Below are 21991 nucleotides of genomic sequence, written 5' to 3' on the forward strand. Positions count from 1 at the left end.
CCTTCTGCCTCCCATCATTATAGAGGTAGGTTGGCTATAATGACGGGATTTTATGAAGGAAATTTTAGCAAACTCCTGCTGCCACGCAAGCTTTCGCTTTTTCAAGCGCCTGCTCCACCTGTTTGAATCCGGTGCCTCCGGCGCTCATTCTTTTTTCAACTGCATGGTAAGAGTTTAACACAGTGTAAATATCTTCTTCGAAGAGCGTGCTCGCCTGCTGAAAATCACCAAACGGCATATCGCTTAAATAGATCCCTTTTTCAATGCATGTGTACACAAGTTTTCCGACCACTTCATGCGCTTCTCTGAACGGCATTCCTTTTTTCGCTAAATAATCGGCCAATTCCGTCGCATTTGAAAAGTCTTGTTTTGTCGCTTGCTTCATGACGTCTTTGTTTACAGTCATTGTTTGGATCATGCCTGTGAAGATTTGCAGGCTGCCCTCAACCGTTTTCACCGTGTCAAACATGCCCTCTTTGTCTTCTTGCAGGTCTTTGTTGTAAGCGAGCGGAAGACCTTTCATGATTGTAAACAGCCCCATCATATCGCCGTATACGCGTCCCGTTTTGCCGCGGATCAGCTCTGCCATATCAGGGTTTTTCTTTTGCGGCATCATGCTGCTTCCCGTTGCATACGTATCGTCAAGCTCGATGAATTTAAACTCCTGAGAGCACCATAGAATGATTTCTTCAGAGAAACGGGATAGGTGCATCATCAGCATACTGCTGTTGCTTAAAAACTCCAAAATGAAATCTCTGTCGCTGACGCCGTCCAGGCTGTTTTCATAAATGGAATCAAAACCGAGCAGTTCTGCTGAATAATCACGGTCGATTGGGAAGGTTGTTCCCGCGAGTGCTCCGCAGCCGAGCGGAGATTTGTTAATCCGCTTCATTGAATCCTGAAAACGCTCCTTGTCGCGCTCCAGCATCCAGAAATACGCAAGCAGATGGTGAGCGAATGAAATCGGCTGGGCACGCTGCAGATGTGTGTAGCCCGGCAGAATCGTTTCGATATTCGCTTCCGCCTTTTCGACCAGCGCGCTTTGGAATGCCTCAATCAGTTCAATGATGTGGCCGACATGATTTTTCAAATATAAATGCATGTCAGTCGCGACCTGGTCATTACGGCTTCTTCCGGTATGCAGCTTGCCGCCGATAGGGCCGATTTCATCAATAAGCATTTTCTCAATGTTCAAATGTATATCCTCATAATCGACTGAGAATTCCAATGCTCCCTCCTCTGCTTTTTTCAGAAGGGTTTTCAGTCCCTCACGGATTTTCAGCTCTTCTTCCGCTGTCAGGATACCGCATTTTTTCAGCATAGCAGCATGTGCGAGAGACCCTGTAATGTCTTCAGTGACTAAATCTTGGTCAAATGATATGGACGCGCCGAACTCGTCGACCCATTTTTCCGGTGTTTTTTGAAATCGGCCTCCCCAAAGCTTCTTCATGCTTTAATCTGCTCCTTCTTTTTCACGATGCTGTTCACTTTTGTCGGAAGTCCCCAAAGCTCGATAAACCCGATTGCCGCATGGTGATCAAACGCATCGTCTTTTGTATACGTTGCAAGTTTTTCATCATATAGAGAGTATTCTGATTTACGTCCCTCTACAATCGCATGGCCTTTAAACAGCTTCACGCGGACAATGCCTGTAACATGTTTTTGCGTTTCTTTTAAGAAAGCGTGCAGCGCGTCTTTTAACGGTGAGAACCATAAGCCGTTGTAAATGATTTCTGACATTTTTTGCTCGATGATCGGTTTAAAGTGAGCCACCTCTTTAACCAGTGTCAAATCTTCTAATTCTTTATGCGCTTTGATTAGTGTCATCGCACCAGGGCATTCGTATACTTCCCGGGATTTAATGCCGACAAGGCGGTTTTCCACGTGGTCGATACGTCCGACACCGTGTGCGCCTGCCATTTCATTCAGCTTCAAAATCAGTTCAGAAAGCGAGTAGGATACGCCGTCAATGGAGACAGGCACACCTTGTTCAAATGCAATTTCAATCACTTCCGGCGTGTTCGGCGTTTTTTCCAGCGGAGCTGTTAAATCGTATGCGCCTTCTGGCGGCGCCGCCCATGGATCTTCTAAAATGCCGCACTCATTTGCGCGTCCCCACAGGTTTTGGTCGATAGAATACGGGCTGTCAAGATTGATCGGAATCGGAATGCCGCGGCTTGCCGCATATTCAATTTCTTCTTCACGTGACCACTGCCATTCGCGAACCGGCGCGATGACTTCAAGGTCAGGGTTTAATGATTTAATGGAGACTTCGAAACGAACCTGGTCATTTCCTTTCCCTGTGCATCCGTGTGCAATCGCCTGTGCATCTTCTTTTTCCGCGATTTCAACCAGTTTTTTTGCAATCAGCGGTCGAGATAATGCCGAAACGAGCGGATATTTTCCTTCATACATCGTGTGGGCCTGCAGAGAGATAAGCGCGTAGTCCTGTGCGAATTCTTCTTTCGCATCGATCACGTAGGAGTTTGTCGCGCCGACTTCCAGCGCTTTCTGCTGAACAAATGCCAAATCTTTGCCTTCACCGACGTCCAGGCAGCATGCGATTACATTATATCCTTGCTCCTGAAGCCATTTTATTGCAACGGAAGTATCAAGACCTCCTGAGTATGCTAATACGACTTTTTTCTGTTCTGACATGATAAAAATCCCCTCTCAACCGTGTTTCTTTTTTTGTATAAAAATAAATTATATTTAATAAAAATACATTTTGTATGTATACACTTTAACAAGTACGTTTCGTTTTTTCAAGCCTTTTATAAAAAAAACTTCACCTAAATTTCCAGGTGAAGTTTATAGTATTTATTCATTTACTTGTCTTTTCTGATTTCTCTAATTACATGTGCAAGTTCGGGAATAATCAGCTTATTCATTGCCAGCTTTACCGCGCCGCTTGAGCCTGGCGTTGAGAAAACGGCTGTATGCTGGATGACGCCAGCAGTGGCTCTCGACATGATTGCGGCAGATCCGATATCCTCTGTATAACTCAGCATCCTGAATATTTCTCCAAAGCCGGGCAGCTCTTTCGAAAACAGCGGCGTAATGGCTTCAATTGTGACATCCCGATTTGCTATGCCTGTCCCTCCGTTTAAGAGAACCGCGTCTGTCTGTTCATCCATGCAGCCCGCAAGCACAGCCCGCTGCAAAGCATCCTTATCGTCTTTTACAATTTCATATGCAGCAATGTGGTGACCGGCTTCTTCTAAAAACGACATCATCAGCTTGCCGCTTTTATCCGTTTCTTCTGTCCTCGTGTCACTGACTGTAATCACTTTGCACCGAACGATATCGGGAGCTTCCTGTTTATGCTCTTGAACGCTCATTGGCCCACCTCTTTTATTTTTTTCTGTCTGTCACTATCATGCATCAACAAAAAAGCACATTCAAGAGAATGTGCTTTCATGCGATTTATTTTGCTAAACGGACAACGTCGCGCGCAATCATGACTTCTTCATCAGTTGGAATGATCATGACTTTTACTGGAGAATGCGGATAGCTGATGAAAGCTTCCTCGCCGCGCACGTTATTAAGCGCAGGATCCCAGTACACGCCCATGAATTCTAAGCCGCGAAGCACGCGTTCTCTGACTTCCACACTGTTTTCACCGATACCGGCAGTAAAGATGATCGCATCAACACCGCTCATTCTTGCAGCATAAGAACCGATGTATTTGTGGATTCTGCTTGCGAAGACTTCAAGAGCAGTTTCCGCGCGCTCATTTCCTTCTTTCGTTGCTTCAACGATGTCACGAAGATCGCTAGAGAAACCGGAGATGCCGAGCAGGCCGCTTTTTTTGTTTAATGTATTCAGTACTTCGTCAGCTGTCTGGCCTGTTTTCTCCATGATGTATGGGATCAGGGCAGGGTCGATGTTTCCAGAGCGTGTACCCATTGCAACACCTGCAAGCGGCGTAAAGCCCATAGATGTATCAATTGATTTTCCGCCTTCAACAGCAGCAATACTTGCGCCGTTTCCAAGGTGACAGGAAATCAGGCGTAAGTCTTTTAACGGACGGCCGAGAAGCTCTGCCGCGCGCTCAGTCACATATTTATGTGAAGTGCCGTGGAAGCCGTATTTACGGATGCCGAATTTTTCATAGTATTCATACGGCAGGCTGTACAGGTAAGACTGTTCAGGCATTGTTTGGTGGAATGCCGTATCAAAAACAGCAATCGCAGGAACATTTGGAAGCACTTCTTTGAACGCTTTAATTCCAACGATATTTGCCGGGTTGTGAAGCGGTGCCAATTCAGAAATATCTTCAATTTCCTTAATGGTTTCATCAGTCAATAAAACAGAATCGCTGAATTTTTCTCCGCCGTGCACGACGCGGTGGCCAATTCCGTCAATTTCATTCAAATCTTTAATAATGCCGAATTCCGTTAACTTATTCAGCAGCATTTTAACAGCTACCGCATGATCTGGAATATCAGTTACTTCTTTATTTTTTTCGCCGTTTACAGAAATCGTGAATACGCTGTCGGCGATACCAATTCGTTCAACTAAACCCTTCGTTAAAACGGTTTCTGAAGGCATTTCGAAAAGCTGAAATTTCAAAGACGAGCTTCCTGCGTTAATTGCAATAATTTTGGACATGATTGACGCTCCTTTATACTCTGTATCAACAACTTCGTTTTTTCGTACTTTTTTCCCGGTGAATCTCATCATCTTCTCCGAAAAATATCTGACTTTTCCATTTAAACATTGTCATGTCGGCATTTCAAGTCAACTTGTGTATTGATAGCGCTTACAAAGAGAAGTCGTTATTTTCAGACATATTACCTATAGATTTCTTATTGGCGAACGCTTACATTTTGCGGTTTACCCTTCTGTATTTTGTGTTTCAAAGACGGATTCAATTCGTCAGCCCGATCGTCAAGTAGCCATAATAAAAACAGCCTAAGCATCCATCATATGACGGCTACCTAAGCTGCTATTTACCATCTATTTTTCTTTTTTAAACCACGTATCCATTTGGGCCATTATATCAAGCATCGACTTCTGATTGGAGAAAGACGGAAGATTCGCAAGCAGAATTTGACTTGGCGCTTTCGTCTCCTCTCCTTTTTTCTGAAGCACAAGAATGCTTTTGGCATGAGCCTCGTCTTTAAAAATGGATTTTGGCAGCTGCAACAGCGCGTTAATATGAACCTTATCTTTGAAAAACTGTTTCAGCTTATCGCTTTGGGAGCTCTCAAACAACTGATTCGGGATCATAAAAAATAAGTAGCCGCCCGGTTTGGTATGCTTGACGCTCTGTTCAATAAACAGATGATGCGCGAAGGAATGGCCTTCGTCCGCTTTGAGCTCAAACGCTTCTGCTCCTTCGTCATTCGGATAATAGCCGACCGGCAGATCGCATATGACCGTGTCAACAGGATCGATAAATAGCGGCTCAAGGCTGTCCTGATGGAAAAGCTCAAGCTCTTTTTTCAGAAGGTTCGCTTGGGCATACGCAATCTTCAGCAGCACGTCATCAATTTCAATGCCATAGCTATTCGCCGTTTTTTCAGATAGCTGGTTCAGCACGGTAAACAGAAGATTTCCCGTTCCCACAGCCAGATCTAGAACCGTCAGTTCCTTTTTGTCCGCCATAAACTTATTCACCAAATAACTGATGAAAAGCCCGATCGTGTCCGGCGTCATTTGTCTGTTCGGATGGGAGATATCTTTCAGCCCTTTCAGGACGGCAAGCTGAAAAGCTTTGCGCACCCACTCGTGCTCATATGTGCCGAATTCCGCTTTTTCAAGCAGCGCCTGAAGCTGTTCGGTTTTCTTATCCGGCAGTTTCAGCTGATCCGCTTTTTCAAGAAAATACATTTCTCCCGCTTCAGCCAACGCCTCTATATATGAAATTTGCAATTCATTCTTTATGATGATCACGGCTTCGTCTAATAGCTCGTACACCGTGCCTACATGGTCTTTTTGCATCTTGTGTTCCTCCTTGCCATAAAAAAAGCTCCGGCGGCAGCCAGGAGCTTTTTTCCCTGCTTACTTCACTAATGCTTTGGCAGCCTCAATTGGCTTTTCATAGTTCGGGTGGTTTGTTGCTTCGCTTACATATTCAGCGTAAACGACTTTTCCGTTCTCATCAAGGACAAATACGGAACGCGCAAGCAGACGAAGTTCTTTAATATACACACCGAACGCTTCGCCAAATGACATATCTCTGTGGTCAGACAGCGTTTCCACTTTGTCAATTCCGTTAGCGCCGCACCAGCGCGCTTGTGCAAATGGAAGGTCTGCACTGATTGTATAGACGTTGACATCTCCAAGCTTTGCAGCTTCTTCGTTAAAACGGCGTGTTTGCGCATCACAAACACCTGTATCAATTGAAGGGATAACAGAAATAATCGTTACCTTTCCTTTCATATCAGCTAACGATTTTTCTTCAAGGCTGTTAGTCAGCACTGTGAAATCAGGGGCTTGATCTCCTACTTTCACTTCTTGTCCGACAAGTGTAACCGGACCGCCTTTAAATGTAATTTCAGCCATTATAATTCCTCCCTTTTGTATGTATGTCTCTATCATAGTAAAGTTTCCTGCAAACTGCAAAGTTTATGCCAAAAAAAAGTTAACTGCGGCCGGCGCAGTTAACCTTCTTTAATAATTCATATTGTTCATTTGGTTTTGATTTTGGCCCTGGCCTTGGTTCTTGTTATTTTTCTTGAACATTTGCTGGATGCGTTCAAGAGTTTGGGGTGCAGCGTCTAAAATTTTCTCAATCAAATGGGTATTTTCATCTAAATGAAGCATTCTGATGCCGGTCGATCCGACAATTAAAAACGCGATCGGCGTAATGGACACACCGCCCCCGCTTCCGCCTCCGAAAGGAAGTTTTTGTTCTCTTGTCTCATCGTCTTCTGATTTCTTTTCTGCCGGCTTTTGGCCAAACTCGCTTCCGCCTGCGGCGAATCCGAATCCAACTTTAGAAACAGTTAAAATCACGCTTCCATCCGGCGTTTCAACCGGATCTCCGATGATAGTGTTAACATCAATCATTTCCTTCAAGTTTTCCATTGCGGTTTTCATTAAACCTTGGATGGGATGGTCTGCCATTTACGCTTCCTCCTTAAACTGATGAATCATTCTTTGAAGTCATTCGAGACGACGGATTCTTTTTTAATGCGGATAGCTCCCGTCCGTATTTGACGAATTTGAAAGCTGCAAGCATAGCATGTCCAAAGCGAAAAAAGAATATACACTGAAAATGGGTCTTGGAGACAGGGACCTGGAACGACGGAATCACTTCATAGACGGGTTTATTCACAAAGTCCAGATGGTCGTACAGCATCGCAGCGATACCGCCTTTCACCCCCCATACAGCACCTGTTAACACACCTGTCACTGCCGCATCCTGAATTCCGACAACTGTAATCCATTCGAGTTTTGTGATATGCAAATGCGCCAGAATAGAGGCGCCGGTTTTCCTTAAATTAGTAACTTGATGTACAAGCATTTCAATTTTTTTGATAGTTTGCTGCACATCATCAAACGTAATTTTTTTCTTGCTGCTGCTTTTTTTCACTTTAGATGTTGATTTCTGTTTGAGATCGACTGTTCCATCATTTTTGTTCACCTTAATCGCCGGAATTGTTTTTTTAACCCGGATCAGGCCAAACAGCGCTGTGATCTTCAAAGTTATTTTGTCGTTATCATCAGCGTGAAGATACTCTGCAGCGACATAAATTTTCATTCTGAGAAGCAGCACGATACCTATTAGAATAAGAATGGCTGTCAGCACATATACCATACTCTTCACTTCCTCTAGGAGCATTATCGCCAATTCAGAAAAAAATAAACCCGGACGAGGTCCGGGTTTATCGGTTATTTGCGGTATAGTTTTTCATGCACCACAGTCGTATCTGCAATGTAATCATGAATTCCCTGCTTTGTGGGTGAAAAAGCAACGACGATATATAAAATCCAAATCTTATCAATATACCGTCCGACCACTTCACGGAAAATCACTGTGCTCCATGTCAGCTTATGATCCGCCTTCACAGAAACCACTTTGAGGCCGAACACCATTTTTCCAAGCGTCTGCCTGAAGCATTTTGTCATCACTGCAAAATAGGCAAGATACACAACAAGCGTTGTCACGCTGTAGGCCGAGAAGGTGAACATACCGGATGTTTTCGGCAGATCCAATACGGTAAAGAGGGGAGAAACAAGTAAATGATTTAATCCCCATACAACAAGCCAATCAAGCAGGAAAGCCCAGAAACGAACCCAAAAGCCCGCATAGGCATGTGTCAGCTGCTCCGCTTCTTGCGGGCCTTTCATGTCATTGCGCTCTAACTCTTCATATGTCGCGTCCATTATTGATCCCTCCTACTTCGCATAGAGATACATCATTCTTGGCGAACCGGATTGTGAAAGAATTTCTCTCATGTTCAGAAAATCGATTTCACTCTTAAACATTTTGTTCGCGCCCATGGTAAACAGTGAGCCTAAACCGAAGCTTTCCTCGTAAGAAATGACAGAGGCGTTTTTCAAATCCTTATGATCCTTTTTCATCGCTGAAATGGTATCGTCATAAAAACCAAGCTCATCAACGAGGTTCAGTTTTTTCGCCTGCCGTCCGTCATACACGCGTCCGTCCGCAATTTTCTTTACCTCTGCTTTCGACATGCCGCGGCCTTCAGAAATGACATCAACAAAGCCTTCATACGAATTATCAACCATGGATTGCATGATGTTCTTTTCTTCTTTCGTCATTTCACGGGAAGGAGACATAATGTCCTTATGAGCCCCGCTCTTAATCGTTTCAAAAGAAATGCCGAGGTTATCAGCAAGCTTTGAATAATTGACGCTTTCCATAATGACGCCGAGTGACCCAGTCAGAGTTTCCGGTGTCGCAAAAATTTTATCAGCCGCCGTTGAGATATAATAACCGCCGGATGCTGCCATCGATCCCATCGACACGTAAATCGTTTTTTTCGTTTCTTTCTTGATTTCTTCCAGCTTCTTATGTATTTCAGCACTTTCATATACTCCGCCGCCCGGAGAATTCACCTTCAGAACGATGCCTTTGACTGCCTTGTCATCTTTTGCATGTTCAAGGTTTTTTAAGAACGTTCTGTGGTTATATCCGTCTGAACCGAGCAGACTGCTTGAATCCCCATTATCCTGAATGGTGCCGCTGACCTCCAATACGGCAATTTTACTTGAGAGACTGCCGTTTTCCAGCGTCTTTTCCTGCGATTCATCCGTCAGTGATGTGAGATCCGTTTGAGCCCCTTTGACGCTTTCAAAGAAACTCATTGAGATACTGACGATGATAGACACGCCGAAAATCCCCAAGGCAATAACTAATGCGATCCATCTTTTTGCATTCATTTTTTCTCCTCCTTTTTCCCAAACCCTCTCATTATACGATTCAATATGAAAAATGTTTCAATTGATGAGAAAGCTCCGGCTTAACGGGCTGCCGGTAAACGTGGTACACTTATGGCCAAAGGTATTTTATCACAAATACTGGATGGCAGAAAAACTTAAATATGACAGCAAAGGGGAAATGGGATATGACCGATCAACGCCGTAATGTTTATTTTTTTCACAAGCAGGACCAGGAAACAAACGAACAAGTCAGCTCCTTAACGCAATTGGCTGAAGAGTATGGATTTACCGTTGTGAATCAGCACTCAGACGCCAATATTATCGCAAGCATTGGCGGGGACGGCACATTTTTGCAGGCAGTCAGAAAGACGAATTTCCGGGACGACTGCTTGTACGTCGGCATTACCAAAAAGGGGAAAGCTCATTTATATTGCGACTTTCATAGTGATGAGCGCGAAAAAATGGTCGATGCGATGACGTTTGAACAAATTGAAGTCAGAAAATATCCGCTGATTGAAGTGACAGTCGATAACGCCAGCCCTTTTCACTGCTTAAACGAGGTTTCCATCCGTTCAAGCATCATAAAAACCTTTGTGATGGACGTGCTGATCGATGATCTGCACTTTGAAACATTTAGGGGAGACGGAATGATTATCTCAACACCTACAGGCAGCACTGCATATAACAAGTCCGTTGCAGGAGCGGTTGTTGATCCGCTGCTCCCATGTATGCAGGTATCTGAGCTTGCTTCCCTGAACAATAACACCTACCGGACACTCGGCTCGCCATTTGTCCTTAGCTCGGACCGAAAGCTGACCCTTCGAGTGGTGCAAGACGGCAATGAGCACCCGATCATCGGCTTGGACAATGAAGCACTCAGTACGAGAAACGTGAAAACGATCGAAATTAAACTGTCTGATAAGAAAATCAAAACAGTCAAACTAAAGGACAATTCATTTTGGGAGAAAGTGAAGCGTACTTTTTTATAGGAAATGAAAAGGACAGGCAGCTGCCTGTCCTTTTATTATTTCTCATATACAATCTGGCCGTTGATCACAGTTTTTTTAATATCTAAAAGATGAAGCTGTGCAGGATCAATTGTAAACGGATCATTGCTGAGAACCGTAAAATCCGCGTCATAGCCTTCGGCAATTTTTCCGCGTGACTTCTCTTTATAAATGATCCCGGCGCTTCCCTCTGTATAGAGCTTAATCGCTTCATACACAGTTAAACATTCGCTTTCATTATAGCTCGGACCATTTGGCTCGTGGCTGCTTTTCCGGAGCACCGCGGACTGAATGCCAAGAAGCGGGTCAACTGGCTCAATCGGTGCGTCTGAGCCGCCCGCGCATAAAACGCCTTTAGACATGAGCGTTTTCCACGCAAAGGCTGTGTTCATCCGGTCTTTTCCAAGACGGTCAATGACCCACGGAAAATCACTGGCAACGAAATGAGGCTGAAGATCAAGCGCGATCGGCATGCGTGCTGCTTTTTCGATTAATTCATCATCCAGCACTTGGGCATGAATCAGCCGATCATGCCGACCGTTTCGGGGTGGATGCTTCTCAATTGCATTCAGCACTTTTTCAAAAGCTAAATCGCCGATTGCATGAACGGCAACCTCCATGCCTTTTTCTCTCGCTTTTTGAATGAGCCGGCCAAGGGTTTCATCATCATGAACTTGAACACCATTAGTGGATGGATCGTCCTGATATGGTTCTTTCAATAAAGCTGTTCTTCCGCCAAGCGCTCCGTCAGCAAAGATTTTCATCGCACCGAACTCCACATACGGACCGGATGGCTTCTCCAGCTGCTCCCAGCGATCGACTGCTTCGTGATGAACGAGCAAATGACAGCGGAACGGATACTTTCCGCTGGCGGCAGCTTTCCCATAAGCTTTCATCGGCACCGAAGCATCACCATAATAGGACAAGTCTTCCGAATGTCCGCCCGTCAGGCCTTTCGTCCAGCAATCTTCTATCGCAGCCGTAAGCGCCTCATCAACATAGTGCTGGGAGACTGGCGGGACAGCCTTCAGAATCAAATCCTGCGCCTTATCAAACAGAAGCCCGGCCGGCTCGCCATTTGTATCTTTTACGATGACTCCGCCGTCAGGGTCAGGAGTGTTTTGTGAAATCCCTGCCGCTTGAAGCGCAGCAGAATTGACAGCTATCGCATGCCGGCAGATTCGCTTGAGCAAGACGGGCCTGTCGGGAAATAAACGATCAAGGTCATGCTTAGTCAAATAGTCCGGTGTCTCAAACTGATTTTCATTCCAGCCCTCTCCAATGAGCCAATCTCCTTCAGGCAGCTGCCGCTCTCTTTCCTTCGCAGCCTGCAAAATAGCTTCCTTCGACGTCAGTGCAGACAGATCGAGCTGAAGCTGTTTCTCCCCGTGGCCGATCAAATGTAAATGGCTGTCGACAAATCCGGGAAACATCACTGCCCCGTCCAGGCTGATTTCTTCTGTTTCCGGAGACCCGTACTTTTTCTTCAGAAGCTCATAGCTGCCGGTGCCCTTTATGATACCATCCTCAATATAAACTGCCTTTGTCCGATCGCCTTCTTCGAGCATCGTATAAATGAAACCGCCGTGCCATATCGCCTTCATTCACGTTCACTCTCTTTCTTTTACGCCTTTTTATTGGCTTTGAGCTGTTCTTCACGTTTTCTTAATTCCACTCGTCTGATTTTTGCAGAAGCCGTTTTCGGCAGGCTTTCCACAAATTCTATCTCTCTAGGATATTTGTATGGAGCGGTAATGGTCTTCACATGATTTTGCAGAATTTTGACAAGCTCATCACCGCGTTTTTCGTGATCTTGCAGGACAACGTACGCCTTAACGATGGAGCCTCTGATTTCATCAGGGCTTGCGACAACAGCACATTCTTTTACTTCAGGGTGCTTAACGAGCGCGTCTTCCACTTCGAATGGCCCGATCGTGTAGCCGGAGCTGATAATGATATCGTCATTTCGGCTTTCAAACCAAAAGTAACCATCCTCATCTTTTTTTGCTCTGTCTCCTGTTAGGAAATAATCGCCGCGAATTTGTGTTTTCATTCTATCCGGATCTTTATAATATTCTTTAAAGAGCGCCGGAGTGCTGAGGTGAACAGCGATATCTCCAACCTCACCAGGTTTGCAGATTTCACCGTCTTCATTAATGATCTCCACCTGATTTCCCGGTGTCGGTTTTCCCATGCTTCCAGGTTTAATATCCATATCTTTTAAGACACCGACTAAAAGCGTGCTTTCTGTTTGGCCATATCCGTCCCGCACCTTAATGCCGAAGTGCTTTTGAAAAACATCAATGACTTCACGGTTGAGCGGCTCACCTGCAGAAACGGCGCTGTGCAGGGCAGAAAGATCATAGCGGTCCAAGCCTTCGACCTTCGCCATTAAGCGGTATTCCGTCGGCGTACAGCAGAAGACATTGATTTTGTACCGGTTTAAAAGTTCTAAATATTTTTCTGCTTTGAATCTTCCGTGGTACACAAAACCAGTTGCACCGCTGCCGAGCACCGCTAAAAATGGGCTCCACACCCACTTTTGCCAGCCAGGAGCAGCAGTCGCCCAGACGATATCCTTTTCAGAAATATCAAGCCAAGCGCCGGCAGATGTTTTTAAATGAGCAAATGCCCATCCGTGTGTATGTACAACACCTTTAGGCTGACCTGTTGTTCCGGATGTATAAGATAAGAAAGCCATATCATCTCTTGTTGTGTCAGCTGTTTGAAATTGGCTTCCGTCCGCTTCAATCGATAAGAGATTTTTCCAGCCGGCATCGTTTTCGCCAATAGAGAGCTTAATCAGTTTGTCAGCAGTACTGACATCACGGAAAGCGCCAATAAATGCAGAATAGACGATAGCGCCTTTCACTTCGGCATGTTCAATCCGGTATTCAAGATCTTTCGCACGAAGCATTTCAGAGCATGGAATGACTACCATTCCTGATTTCAGGATAGCCAAATAAACAGCATAGGCTTCAAGCACCCGCGGAACCATTACAATCAGCTTGTCTCCCTTTTTAAATCCAAGGTCAGCCAAAGCCGCTCCGATTTTATTTGTTTCTTCCATCAGCTTTTCATATGACCAAGATTCTTGCTTGCCTGACTCATCCTCCCATAGAAGGGCGGTTTTTTGTCCAGCGGCACTGAACTTTTCCATTTCATTTACTAAATTATATTGCTTAGGGGCAATTAGATCTTCTCGTTTTAACACGAACAACTCCTCACTTTCTCCACCCATTATACATAAATACAGGCTCTTTCCGTAAGGATATGCCTAAAATCAAGCTCTGTAAACATAGGATTTTATAGGCCGCTGGTCCTTTTTTTTATATAAAATGAAAAAGAGTGGGGATAACCCCACTCCTAAGCCATTATGTGAAATTGTAAATTAGAATTGTCCTCCGCCCATGTTTTGTTGAGCAAAAGATACAAGACGTTTTGTGATCTCTCCTCCAACAGAACCGTTAGCGCGAGAAGTTGTGTCTGCTCCAAGGTTTACACCGAATTCAGAAGCGATTTCTAATTTCATTTGGTCGATAGCTTGAGCAGCTCCTGGTACTAAAAGGTTGTTGCTGTTACCTGAGTTATTGTTAGCCATGTGTCTCACCTCCTTGTGAGTATAGAATGTGTTAAAACACATGGCTTCATTCAAAAAAACTTTGGTAATTGTATACAGGAACCGGAGCTGATTTAAAAGAGTTCTGTGAATTTATCGTTTGCTTCTTGTTCGCTATACAGTGTCATTGTCTCAACGTTTTCAACCGCTTCTTGAATATACGGCTCAAAATCAACAAAGCTTTCAAAGTGTTCGATTTTTTCTTTTTTAGGACGTGTTTTCGGGCTTGGCGGCGTAAAGATCGTGCAGCAGTCTTCAAACGGCTGAATGCTTGTCTCATATGTGCCGATTTCCCGTGATTTTTCGATGATTTCTGTTTTATCCATACCGACTAACGGACGCAAAATCGGTGTTGTCGTCACCGCATTAATCGCATACATGCTTTCAAGCGTTTGGCTCGCTACCTGACCGAGGCTTTCTCCCGTAATGATGGCAAGCCCGTTTCTCTTTTCTCTGATTCTGTCGGCAATTTGAAGCATGAGGCGGCGGGTTGCCGTCATTGTGTAGTTCTCAGGAATTTGTTTTTGGATGAGCTCTTGCGTTTTTGTAAACGGAACGATATGAAGCGTCATGCTTCCCCCAAAGCGGGACAGGCATTTTGCCAGATCCATTACCTTTTGCTTTGCGCGCTCGCTTGTGTATGGCGGGCTGAAGAAATGAACAGCTTCTACCGACAATCCCCGTTTCATCGCATAAAAACCGGCCACAGGGCTGTCAAAACCGCCGGAAAGCATCAGCATCGCTTTGCCTGCTGAACCAACGGGCAGGCCGCCTGCACCTTTTTCATCGCGAATCGTCAAAAAGGTCGCTTCCTCCCTGATTTCGATTCTGAGCGGGATGTCAGGATTGCGGACATCGACTGTCAAACCTTCTGTATTTCGCAAAATATGGCCGCCGATTTCAGCGTTCATTTGATTTGTATCTAATTCAAATTGTTTATAGGCTCTCTTCGTCGCGACTTTAAACGTATCACCAGGCTGATACTGATCCTCGATCGCCTGAAGAGCAGTTGCCTTAATATCATCAAGGCGGCTATCACACTTAATCGCCAGGCTGAAGCTTTGAATGCCAAACACCTGCTTTAAATGAGGAAAAAGAGCCTCTGGATCTTCTCCATTTAATGTAATCGTCATGCGGTCCCGATTGGAAAAGTATTTTAAGTTCGGATAGTCTTTCAAAACGAGTCTGACGTTTTGCTTTAAGCGCTCAATAAAGCTTTTTCTGTTTTTGCCTTTTGTCGAAATTTCCCCAAAACGAATTAATATATGATCGTAATTCATGTTCTACCTCATCATTTTCTTTAATTTTTTGATGCCAGGACGCAGCGCGTTCATAAACGGTTCTGCCACATCGCTTGTCTGGCTGTAGTTTAAGCTGATTCTAATGCTGCTTCCGGCAATTTGCTCTCCCTTACCCATCTGTAAGAGAACTTTGCTGGGTTTATGTTCTTTTGCCGAGCAGGCCGATGTTGTTGAGACGAATATATCCTGTTCCTCAAGCATGTGTAAAAGCACCTCTGCTTTAATCCCCGGAACAGAGAAATTAATAATGTGCGGCGCACTATTTAGTTGAGGCGTGTTGACAATGACACCTTCAGTTTCACTCAGCCTCTTCATAAACAATTCCTTTGCGGCAGCCATTGTGTCAAGCCGGGTCTCAAAGTCAGCTGCAGCAAGATTAATGGCTTTGGCAAGCGAAACCGCACCCGCAGTATGTTCCGTTCCGGCCCGTATGCCTTTTTGCTGAGAGCCCCCCGTTATCAGCGGGATAAGGCGTGTACCTTCTTTTACAATTAGCGCTCCTGTCCCCTTCAGCCCGTGAAATTTATGCCCGGAAATTGAACACAGATCAATGCCGGCCTTTTCAATTGCCAATGGCACTTTATAGATGCCCTGCACATAATCGACGTGGAACAAAATGTTCGGGTGCTTCTTCAGCACTTCCCCTGCCGCTTCAATCGGCTGCACGGAACCGACTTCATTGTTCACATGCATCATACTGACAAGCACAGTATCAGGACGGATGGCTTTTTTTAATTCTTCTATTGAAACAAATCCGTCTTCATTCACTGAAAGATAAGTGACGTCAAACCCGAATAGCTCTGTCAGCTGTTCTAACGATTCCGTAACGGATGGATGTTCGATAGAAGTGGCTATGATATGTTTGCCTGTTTTTATTTTTGACAACGCCGCTCCTTTTAAAGCCGCATTGTTGGCTTCTGTGGCGCCTGACGTAAATACAATATCATATTTTTTTAGGCCTAAGGACCTTTTGATTTGATTTTTGGCTGCCTGAAGCAGCTGTTCCGTTTCGGCTCCATATCGGTGCAAAGATGAAGGATTGCCAAAATATCGGCTGCTTGTCTGTTCATACACGTTCAAGACTTCATCGTAAGGCTTCGTCGTTGAACTATTATCTAAATATATCATCTTTTTTACTCCTTTATGAAAGCGGTACAAGGTATGATATTTATGTTACCATAACAAATTTTAATAGAAAATTACGAAAAACTAGTATTGACTTCTAAATTTTTTACCATATAATAAGATTTGTTCGTTTCGTCATATTATCTGACAATTAATTGACAGAATATTTTAACATAATTATTAGGAGGATTTTTTTCATGAAACACTCACTGCCTGTCAAAGATACCATTATTATTGGTTTCATGCTATTTGCGTTATTCTTTGGAGCAGGAAATATGATTTATCCGCCGGAACTTGGACAAGCAGCCGGACACAACGTCTGGAAGGCCATCGGCGGATTTTTACTGACTGGGGTAGGCCTGCCGCTTCTCGGTATTATCGCCATCGCATTAACCGGCAAGGACGCTAAAGGACTTGCTGATAAAGCACACCCTGTTTTTGGCACAATCTTTACTGTCGTGCTTTATTTATCAATCGGTCCATTATTTGCTATCCCGAGAACAGGAACTGTTTCATATGAAATCGGCGCTGTTCCGTTTTTGACTGGCGTACCAGAAAGACTTTCTTTATTTGTATTCACACTGATCTTTTTCGGAATTACGTACTATTTAGCGTTAAACCCATCCAAGGTTGTGGACCGGGTCGGAAAAATTCTTACTCCAATCAAATTCACCATTATTTTAGTGATTGTTCTTAAAGCCATTTTCACACCGATGGGCGGATTGGGTGCAGTTACAGAAGCATATAAAGGAACACCGGTATTTAAAGGATTTTTAGAAGGCTACAAAACAATGGACGCACTTGCTTCAATCGTATTTGGTGTTGTTGTTGTAAATGCTGTAAAAAGCAAAGGCGTTACACAGTCTAAAGCTCTTGCCGCTGCATGTATTAAAGCGGGTGTGATTGCCGCTTTAGGACTGACATTCATTTATGTATCCCTTGCATACTTGGGTGCAACAAGCACGAACGCCATCGGTCCTGTTGGCGAAGGAGCTAAAATTTTATCTGCGTCTTCCCATTATTTATTCGGTTCATTAGGCAACATCGTACTCGGTTCAGCGATTACAGTCGCATGTTTAACAACAAGCATCGGCCTTGTCACTTCTTGCGGCCAGTACTTTTCAAAGCTTATCCCGGCATTATCATATAAAATTGTCGTTACGATTGTCACGTTATTCAGCTTGATCATTGCGAATTTCGGACTCGCGCAAATTATCGCGTTCTCTGTTCCTATTTTATCAGCTATCTATCCACTTGCCATTGTCATTATTGTTCTTTCATTTATTGATAAGCTCTTTAAGGAAAGACGCGAAGTGTACATCGCATGCTTGATCGGTACAGGATTATTCAGTATTTTAGACGGCATCAAAGCAGCCGGCTTTTCACTTGGATCATTAGATGCGTTTCTAAGTGCGAATCTTCCTCTTTACAATCTCGGCATCGGCTGGTTGCTTCCAGGAATCATCGGAGCGGTTATCGGCTATGTACTTACCTTATTTATTGGCCCATCCAAACAGCTTAAAGACATAAATTAATGTCACAGAACGCCTGCGTTATTGCGCAGGCGTTTTATAATGGAAAAAGAGCCCGCTTATTACAATGCGGGCTCTTTTTCATATCGTGATTGATTAAGCGGATATATCAGCTTTGATTTTTGCAACTGCACCTGGCGCAGCTTTCTCTACAGCGGCAGCTGCAATTTCATAAGAATCTTCATAGTCAAAAGCATAAAAACGTCTTTCCGCTTCTTTCAGCTGTTCAGATAAAATATGATTCTGGCTTCTGAACCGGTTTCCGAACTGAATGATTTTTTCAATGAGGATCACCTGCTCGACAAGTTCCTCTGATTCCCGGCTTGCCCTGTTGACAATATCCTCAGCTTGCTTCAAATGGGCTCCGGCTTCTTCCATATTTAAAGGGAGTTCGTTTAATTGATTGACTGTTTCTTGAATGTGATGATGCGCGTTTTCCAGCATCTCTTGAATATGACTCGGAATGCCTGGAATGTTGCTTGTCTTCAGCAGTCTTGCTGTCTCAGAAATTGTTTTTTTCAAATTGCTGAGCGTCTCTCTCGCCTGAAGCTCTTCTTTTCTCAGCGCTTGCAGCTTTTCACGGTATTCGGCATGATCTTTTTTGACTTCTTCAATCTGCTTCTCTATTGAAGCAACCTCTTCTACTAAAAGAGAGTAGGCGACATGCTCTGCATCGAGCTTATCTTTAACGGATGAGAGCAGCTTGCCAATTTCATCAAGGCGCTTTTCAAAGGCCTGCTGTTTGCCGAGCTCGCCAGCTGTCAGTCTGTAGCTTTCCTTCACCAGCTCAGTTTCCGCCTTTGTACGCTCTTTCTCTTCTTTCAGCTTGTCATAAGCAATGATCAATTCAGGCATTTTGCTAAGCACAGATTGGCCGGCTTCGACTTCACCCTCCAGCTGCTGATAAACAGATTGAATATTTTCGTCTATGAGCTGCAGGATTGCGGACGCTTCATCAATATCCAGCTCAGTCATCAAGACATGTTCCGCCCGTTTCAACTGGTTTGACAGATTTTCTAATTCCTTATCAAGCTGGATATGCTCAAGCTTATACCCTTTCTCTTTCATTTCGCGATAGCCGTCCTTGAGCTTTGCAATCTGGCCGGGCACCGTCTGCTTGCAGTCCGCTAACAGCTTCGGCACGTCATCTATGTATGACTGAAGCCTTTCAAGATTGCGGTCCTGTTCAAGCAGCACTTTTCGTGCGGTAATATAGTTTCCGCCTTCTGTTTCTTCTTCAAATTGTTTGATCCCGCTCCAAATTTCGTCAAGATCCTTTTCAAGGCTGTCATAAAGCTCCCCGTAAAGATGGCTGTAAGCCAGCAGGTTTTTTCGCGATTTTGAATAGCGCTCTCTCACCAGTTCAATCTCTTCACGGCTCTTTTCCTCACTTGTGACAAGGTCGCTGATTTCCCGCAGAATCTTTTCAATGTTCGATTCGGCCGCTATCAGCAGGTCGTCGATATGAACGAGCACTTGATTGGCTTTTTTAAATCGGTATTTGTCTGCATTTTCCTCGGCATCATAAAGGAGCTCTTCAACTTTCGGCATATGGGCTGTGACAATCTCATCCCATTCTTCACGCCACTTCTCAAAGAACTCTTCTGTCTGACCCGTCATTTTCAAATGTTTGATTTTGGACATTTCTTCCACAATCGACCGGTTCAGAATTTCAATCTTCCACGATTCCAGCCGGTCGATTTCGGCGTAGATTTTTTTCCTGAAAAAGTAGCCTGCCGCAAACAGCGCAAGCAGTACAATTAATAATCCAATGACAAACTCCATAATGAGCCCCCTTGCTGTTAACCTTAATCTGTCAGGGTGTTTTATTTATTCAGAAAGATTTCAGGATATGTATTGAGAAAAACTGTCGTTTTCATTGTTATTATGATACCATGTAACCAACATTTTTTGACCAGAAATCAAAAACTTTTTGTGCAAAATCGGCAGGATTTGACTATTTTTTCACGGGGTGACGCCAATGCAAAAGCGAGACGGACATATTCACACACCATTTTGCCCTCACGGCTCAAATGACACACTCAGACAATATGCAGAAGAAGCCTTAAAGAAAGGCTTTAAATCGATTACTTTTACCGAACATGCCCCATTGCCTTCCTCTTTTACTGATCCGACGCCGCTAAAAGACAGCGCGATGGCGCAAGCCTCTATGGAACGCTATATCGATGAAATTTCTGGATTAAAAAAAGAATATCGCGGACAGCTTACCATACGAACGGGGCTTGAGGTCGATTATATTGCTGAATTTGAAGATGAGATTACATTATTTCTGGACACATACGGGCCATATTTAGATGACAGCATCTTATCCGTTCATTTTTTGCGCGCAGGTTCTTCCTATCTGTGCCTTGATTATGATGAGCATACCTTTCAAGAGCTGATTTCAGCCTGCGGAAGCATTGAAGCTGTATACGAACAGTATTACCGCAGCATCTATTCTTCCATTGTAGCATCTCTCGGCGGCTATAAGCCAAAAAGAGTCGGTCACATCACACTCGTCCAAAAATTCATCAAGCTGTTTCCGTACAGCATGTCTGAACATATTCGCGGACTCGTTTCTCAGTGCCTGCATGCCATTGAAGAAAACGGAATGGAGCTCGACTTCAATACTTCCGGATTAAGAAAAACATACGCAGGCGGTATTTATATCGAGGATTGGATGCTGAATGAAGCGAAGCAAAAGAAGATCCCGCTTGTGTTCGGGTCTGATGCCCATCAAGCGGGAGATGTCGGATACGCATATGAGGCGTTTTTGGAGCAGTGTTAATTGATGAGCGCCACGTCTCCTGTCCGGAAGACGCTTCTGATCCAAATCTTGATTTCTTCAAAATACATTTTATAAAAGTACGGCTCGTGCGGCTGCATGTAGAGCACTTCTGAAATATATTGAGGCTGGAGATAAGGCATCATCAAGAGAGATTTTAATTGGAGAATAAAATGAGGCAGCGGCAGCGTTAAATGTTCACGCTGTTTTTCTCCTTCCTCAATGATCAGCTGGAAGATATACTTTTCCTTCATTAGATATGTCGACATAATTTCTCTGATTAACGTGGAGTCGATCGTGACTTCCCGGTAGACAAAACGAGTTAATTGACGATGATTATGCTGATAGGATAAAATATCGAAAACCAATTGGAGCAGCTGTTCCTGCGTGCTTTGAGAAGAGATATTGCCTGCCGCTGTTTCAAGCGTTTTGCTGTAGCCTTCGTAAAACTCTGAAACTAAGTGTTCCATCAAACCTCCTTTGCCTTTAAAATAGTAGGAGATGTGCGCAACATTTACACCGGCTGACTTTGCGATTTCACGGACAGACGTGCCAGAAAATCCTTTTTGGTTAAAGAGCATGACAGCAGATTCAATAATTTTGTCTTTGGTGCTTACTTTCATTCGGCTCACTCCTTCCTCTTGATACTATTCAAGCAGAAGAGCGCTGTTCCTGTAAGAACTTATCGACAAATGCCGGCAGAAAAGCCGGAACTTTGTTTTATATTATAGAAAAAGTGAGGGTTTTCCATGTTCCATGTCGAAAAACAATCTGGAGATAAAGAAAAAGACTATCAGCTTCTGCTAAAACAGCTCGAAGCCATGATCGAAGACGAAACAGATCAAATTGCAAACTATGCAAATGCCTCAGCGCTCCTTTATCATACGTTGCCTGAAGTGAACTGGGCGGGTTTCTATTTTGCCAAAGAAGAGGATGGACAGCTTGTGTTAGGACCGTTCCAAGGTCTGCCGGCATGTGTTCGGATTCCTTTCGGCAGAGGCGTTTGCGGCACAGCGTATGCAAACGGAAAAGTGGAGCGTGTTGAGGACGTTCATGCGTTTCCGGGACACATCGCCTGCGATGCTGCTTCTCAATCAGAAATTGTGCTTCCGATTCATGTAGGCGGAAAAGTTGTCGGCGTCTTGGACATCGACAGTCCAGTAAAAAACCGTTTCGACGAAATTGATGAAAAGTACTTATCACAATTTGCCGAAACGCTTGAAAAAGCGTTAGCACAGTAACATAAAAGCCCAAAACTGATA

General features: G+C 44.2%; 21 protein-coding genes. 4 read left to right on the plus strand and 17 right to left on the minus strand.

Annotated elements, in window-relative coordinates; all coding sequences use genetic code 11:
• Nucleotides 1–64 precede the first annotated feature (64 nt).
• The 10 genes from argH to sppA form a co-directional block, all read right to left on the minus strand.
• Nucleotides 65–1450, minus strand: a complete 1386-nt coding sequence (gene argH, locus BSI_RS13565) for an argininosuccinate lyase (RefSeq protein WP_003237842.1) — start codon at nt 1448–1450, stop codon at nt 65–67.
• Nucleotides 1447–2658, minus strand: coding sequence for an argininosuccinate synthase (locus BSI_RS13560; RefSeq protein ID WP_003237844.1), 1212 nt, complete (start codon nt 2656–2658; stop codon nt 1447–1449). Before BSI_RS13560 ends, argH begins: the two co-directional genes overlap by 4 nt.
• Nucleotides 2659–2828: 170 nt before the next feature.
• Complete coding sequence (locus BSI_RS13555) at nt 2829–3341, minus strand: MogA/MoaB family molybdenum cofactor biosynthesis protein (RefSeq protein WP_003237846.1); 513 nt, start codon at nt 3339–3341, stop codon at nt 2829–2831.
• A gap of 85 nt (nt 3342–3426) precedes the next feature.
• Entirely contained in the window at nt 3427–4614 is a 1188-nt protein-coding gene (locus tag BSI_RS13550; RefSeq protein WP_032731976.1) for an acetate kinase, read from the minus strand.
• Nucleotides 4615–4962: 348 nt separating this feature from the next.
• Nucleotides 4963–5949: a class I SAM-dependent methyltransferase gene (locus BSI_RS13545; RefSeq protein WP_003237851.1), complete on the minus strand. Its 987-nt coding sequence runs from the start codon at nt 5947–5949 to the stop codon at nt 4963–4965.
• Nucleotides 5950–6009: 60 nt separating this feature from the next.
• The gene (gene tpx, locus BSI_RS13540; protein ID WP_003223506.1) at nt 6010–6513 is read right to left on the minus strand and encodes a thiol peroxidase; all 504 of its coding nucleotides are present in this window, start codon (nt 6511–6513) and stop codon (nt 6010–6012) included.
• Nucleotides 6514–6621: 108 nt separating this feature from the next.
• A complete protein-coding gene (gene ytfJ / locus BSI_RS13535) occupies nt 6622–7077 on the minus strand; it encodes a GerW family sporulation protein (protein ID WP_003237853.1) in 456 nt (151 codons plus the stop codon).
• A 13-nt stretch (nt 7078–7090) separates the two neighbouring features.
• Nucleotides 7091–7771: a DUF2953 domain-containing protein gene (locus BSI_RS13530; protein WP_003237855.1), complete on the minus strand. Its 681-nt coding sequence runs from the start codon at nt 7769–7771 to the stop codon at nt 7091–7093.
• 74 nt (nt 7772–7845) lie between these two features.
• Nucleotides 7846–8340, minus strand: a complete 495-nt coding sequence (locus BSI_RS13525; RefSeq protein WP_003237856.1) for an RDD family protein — start codon at nt 8338–8340, stop codon at nt 7846–7848.
• 12 nt (nt 8341–8352) lie between these two features.
• Nucleotides 8353–9360 carry a signal peptide peptidase SppA gene (gene sppA, locus BSI_RS13520; RefSeq protein WP_003237859.1) on the minus strand — a complete coding sequence of 336 codons (1008 nt, stop codon included), beginning with the start codon at nt 9358–9360 and terminating at the stop codon, nt 8353–8355.
• Between the two features lie 185 nt (nt 9361–9545).
• On the opposite strand from sppA, the gene BSI_RS13515 reads away from it, so the two are divergent.
• Entirely contained in the window at nt 9546–10349 is an 804-nt protein-coding gene (locus BSI_RS13515; protein ID WP_003237863.1) for an NAD kinase, read from the plus strand.
• Nucleotides 10350–10384: 35 nt separating this feature from the next.
• Here the strand turns inward: BSI_RS13515 and BSI_RS13510 are convergent, their stop codons facing one another.
• The 5 genes from BSI_RS13510 to BSI_RS13490 form a co-directional block, all read right to left on the minus strand.
• A complete protein-coding gene (locus BSI_RS13510; RefSeq protein WP_003237865.1) occupies nt 10385–11971 on the minus strand; it encodes an amidohydrolase in 1587 nt (528 codons plus the stop codon).
• A gap of 20 nt (nt 11972–11991) precedes the next feature.
• The gene (gene mbcS / locus BSI_RS13505) at nt 11992–13581 is read right to left on the minus strand and encodes an acyl-CoA synthetase MbcS (protein WP_003237866.1); all 1590 of its coding nucleotides are present in this window, start codon (nt 13579–13581) and stop codon (nt 11992–11994) included.
• Between the two features lie 177 nt (nt 13582–13758).
• Nucleotides 13759–13968 (minus strand): alpha type acid-soluble spore protein SspA, encoded by a 210-nt coding sequence (gene sspA, locus BSI_RS13500; protein ID WP_003223491.1) that lies wholly within the window; start codon nt 13966–13968, stop codon nt 13759–13761.
• A 92-nt stretch (nt 13969–14060) separates the two neighbouring features.
• Entirely contained in the window at nt 14061–15266 is a 1206-nt protein-coding gene (gene thiI / locus BSI_RS13495; RefSeq protein WP_003237869.1) for a tRNA uracil 4-sulfurtransferase ThiI, read from the minus strand.
• Nucleotides 15267–15269: 3 nt separating this feature from the next.
• Nucleotides 15270–16415 (minus strand): cysteine desulfurase family protein, encoded by a 1146-nt coding sequence (locus BSI_RS13490; RefSeq protein WP_003237870.1) that lies wholly within the window; start codon nt 16413–16415, stop codon nt 15270–15272.
• A gap of 194 nt (nt 16416–16609) precedes the next feature.
• Here BSI_RS13490 and brnQ point away from each other — a divergent pair, with 194 nt between their 5' ends.
• Entirely contained in the window at nt 16610–17947 is a 1338-nt protein-coding gene (brnQ, locus tag BSI_RS13485; protein ID WP_003237872.1) for a branched-chain amino acid transport system II carrier protein, read from the plus strand.
• Nucleotides 17948–18040: 93 nt separating this feature from the next.
• On the opposite strand, the gene ezrA is transcribed toward brnQ, so the two are convergent.
• Nucleotides 18041–19729 (minus strand): septation ring formation regulator EzrA, encoded by a 1689-nt coding sequence (gene ezrA / locus BSI_RS13480; RefSeq protein ID WP_003237873.1) that lies wholly within the window; start codon nt 19727–19729, stop codon nt 18041–18043.
• A gap of 196 nt (nt 19730–19925) precedes the next feature.
• Between ezrA and hisJ the strand changes: the two genes are divergently transcribed.
• A complete protein-coding gene (hisJ, locus tag BSI_RS13475) occupies nt 19926–20732 on the plus strand; it encodes a histidinol-phosphatase HisJ (RefSeq protein WP_003237875.1) in 807 nt (268 codons plus the stop codon).
• Here the strand turns inward: hisJ and refZ are convergent.
• Entirely contained in the window at nt 20729–21352 is a 624-nt protein-coding gene (refZ, locus tag BSI_RS13470) for a transcriptional regulator RefZ (protein ID WP_003237877.1), read from the minus strand. The genes hisJ and refZ overlap by 4 nt on opposite strands.
• 126 nt (nt 21353–21478) lie before the next feature.
• Between refZ and msrC the strand changes: the two genes are divergently transcribed.
• Nucleotides 21479–21970, plus strand: a complete 492-nt coding sequence (gene msrC, locus BSI_RS13465) for a free L-methionine (R)-S-oxide reductase MsrC (protein WP_003237879.1) — start codon at nt 21479–21481, stop codon at nt 21968–21970.
• Nucleotides 21971–21991 lie beyond the last annotated feature (21 nt).

It is taken from the genome of Bacillus inaquosorum KCTC 13429 (genome assembly GCF_000332645.1).
GTDB lineage: Bacteria > Bacillota > Bacilli > Bacillales > Bacillaceae > Bacillus > Bacillus inaquosorum.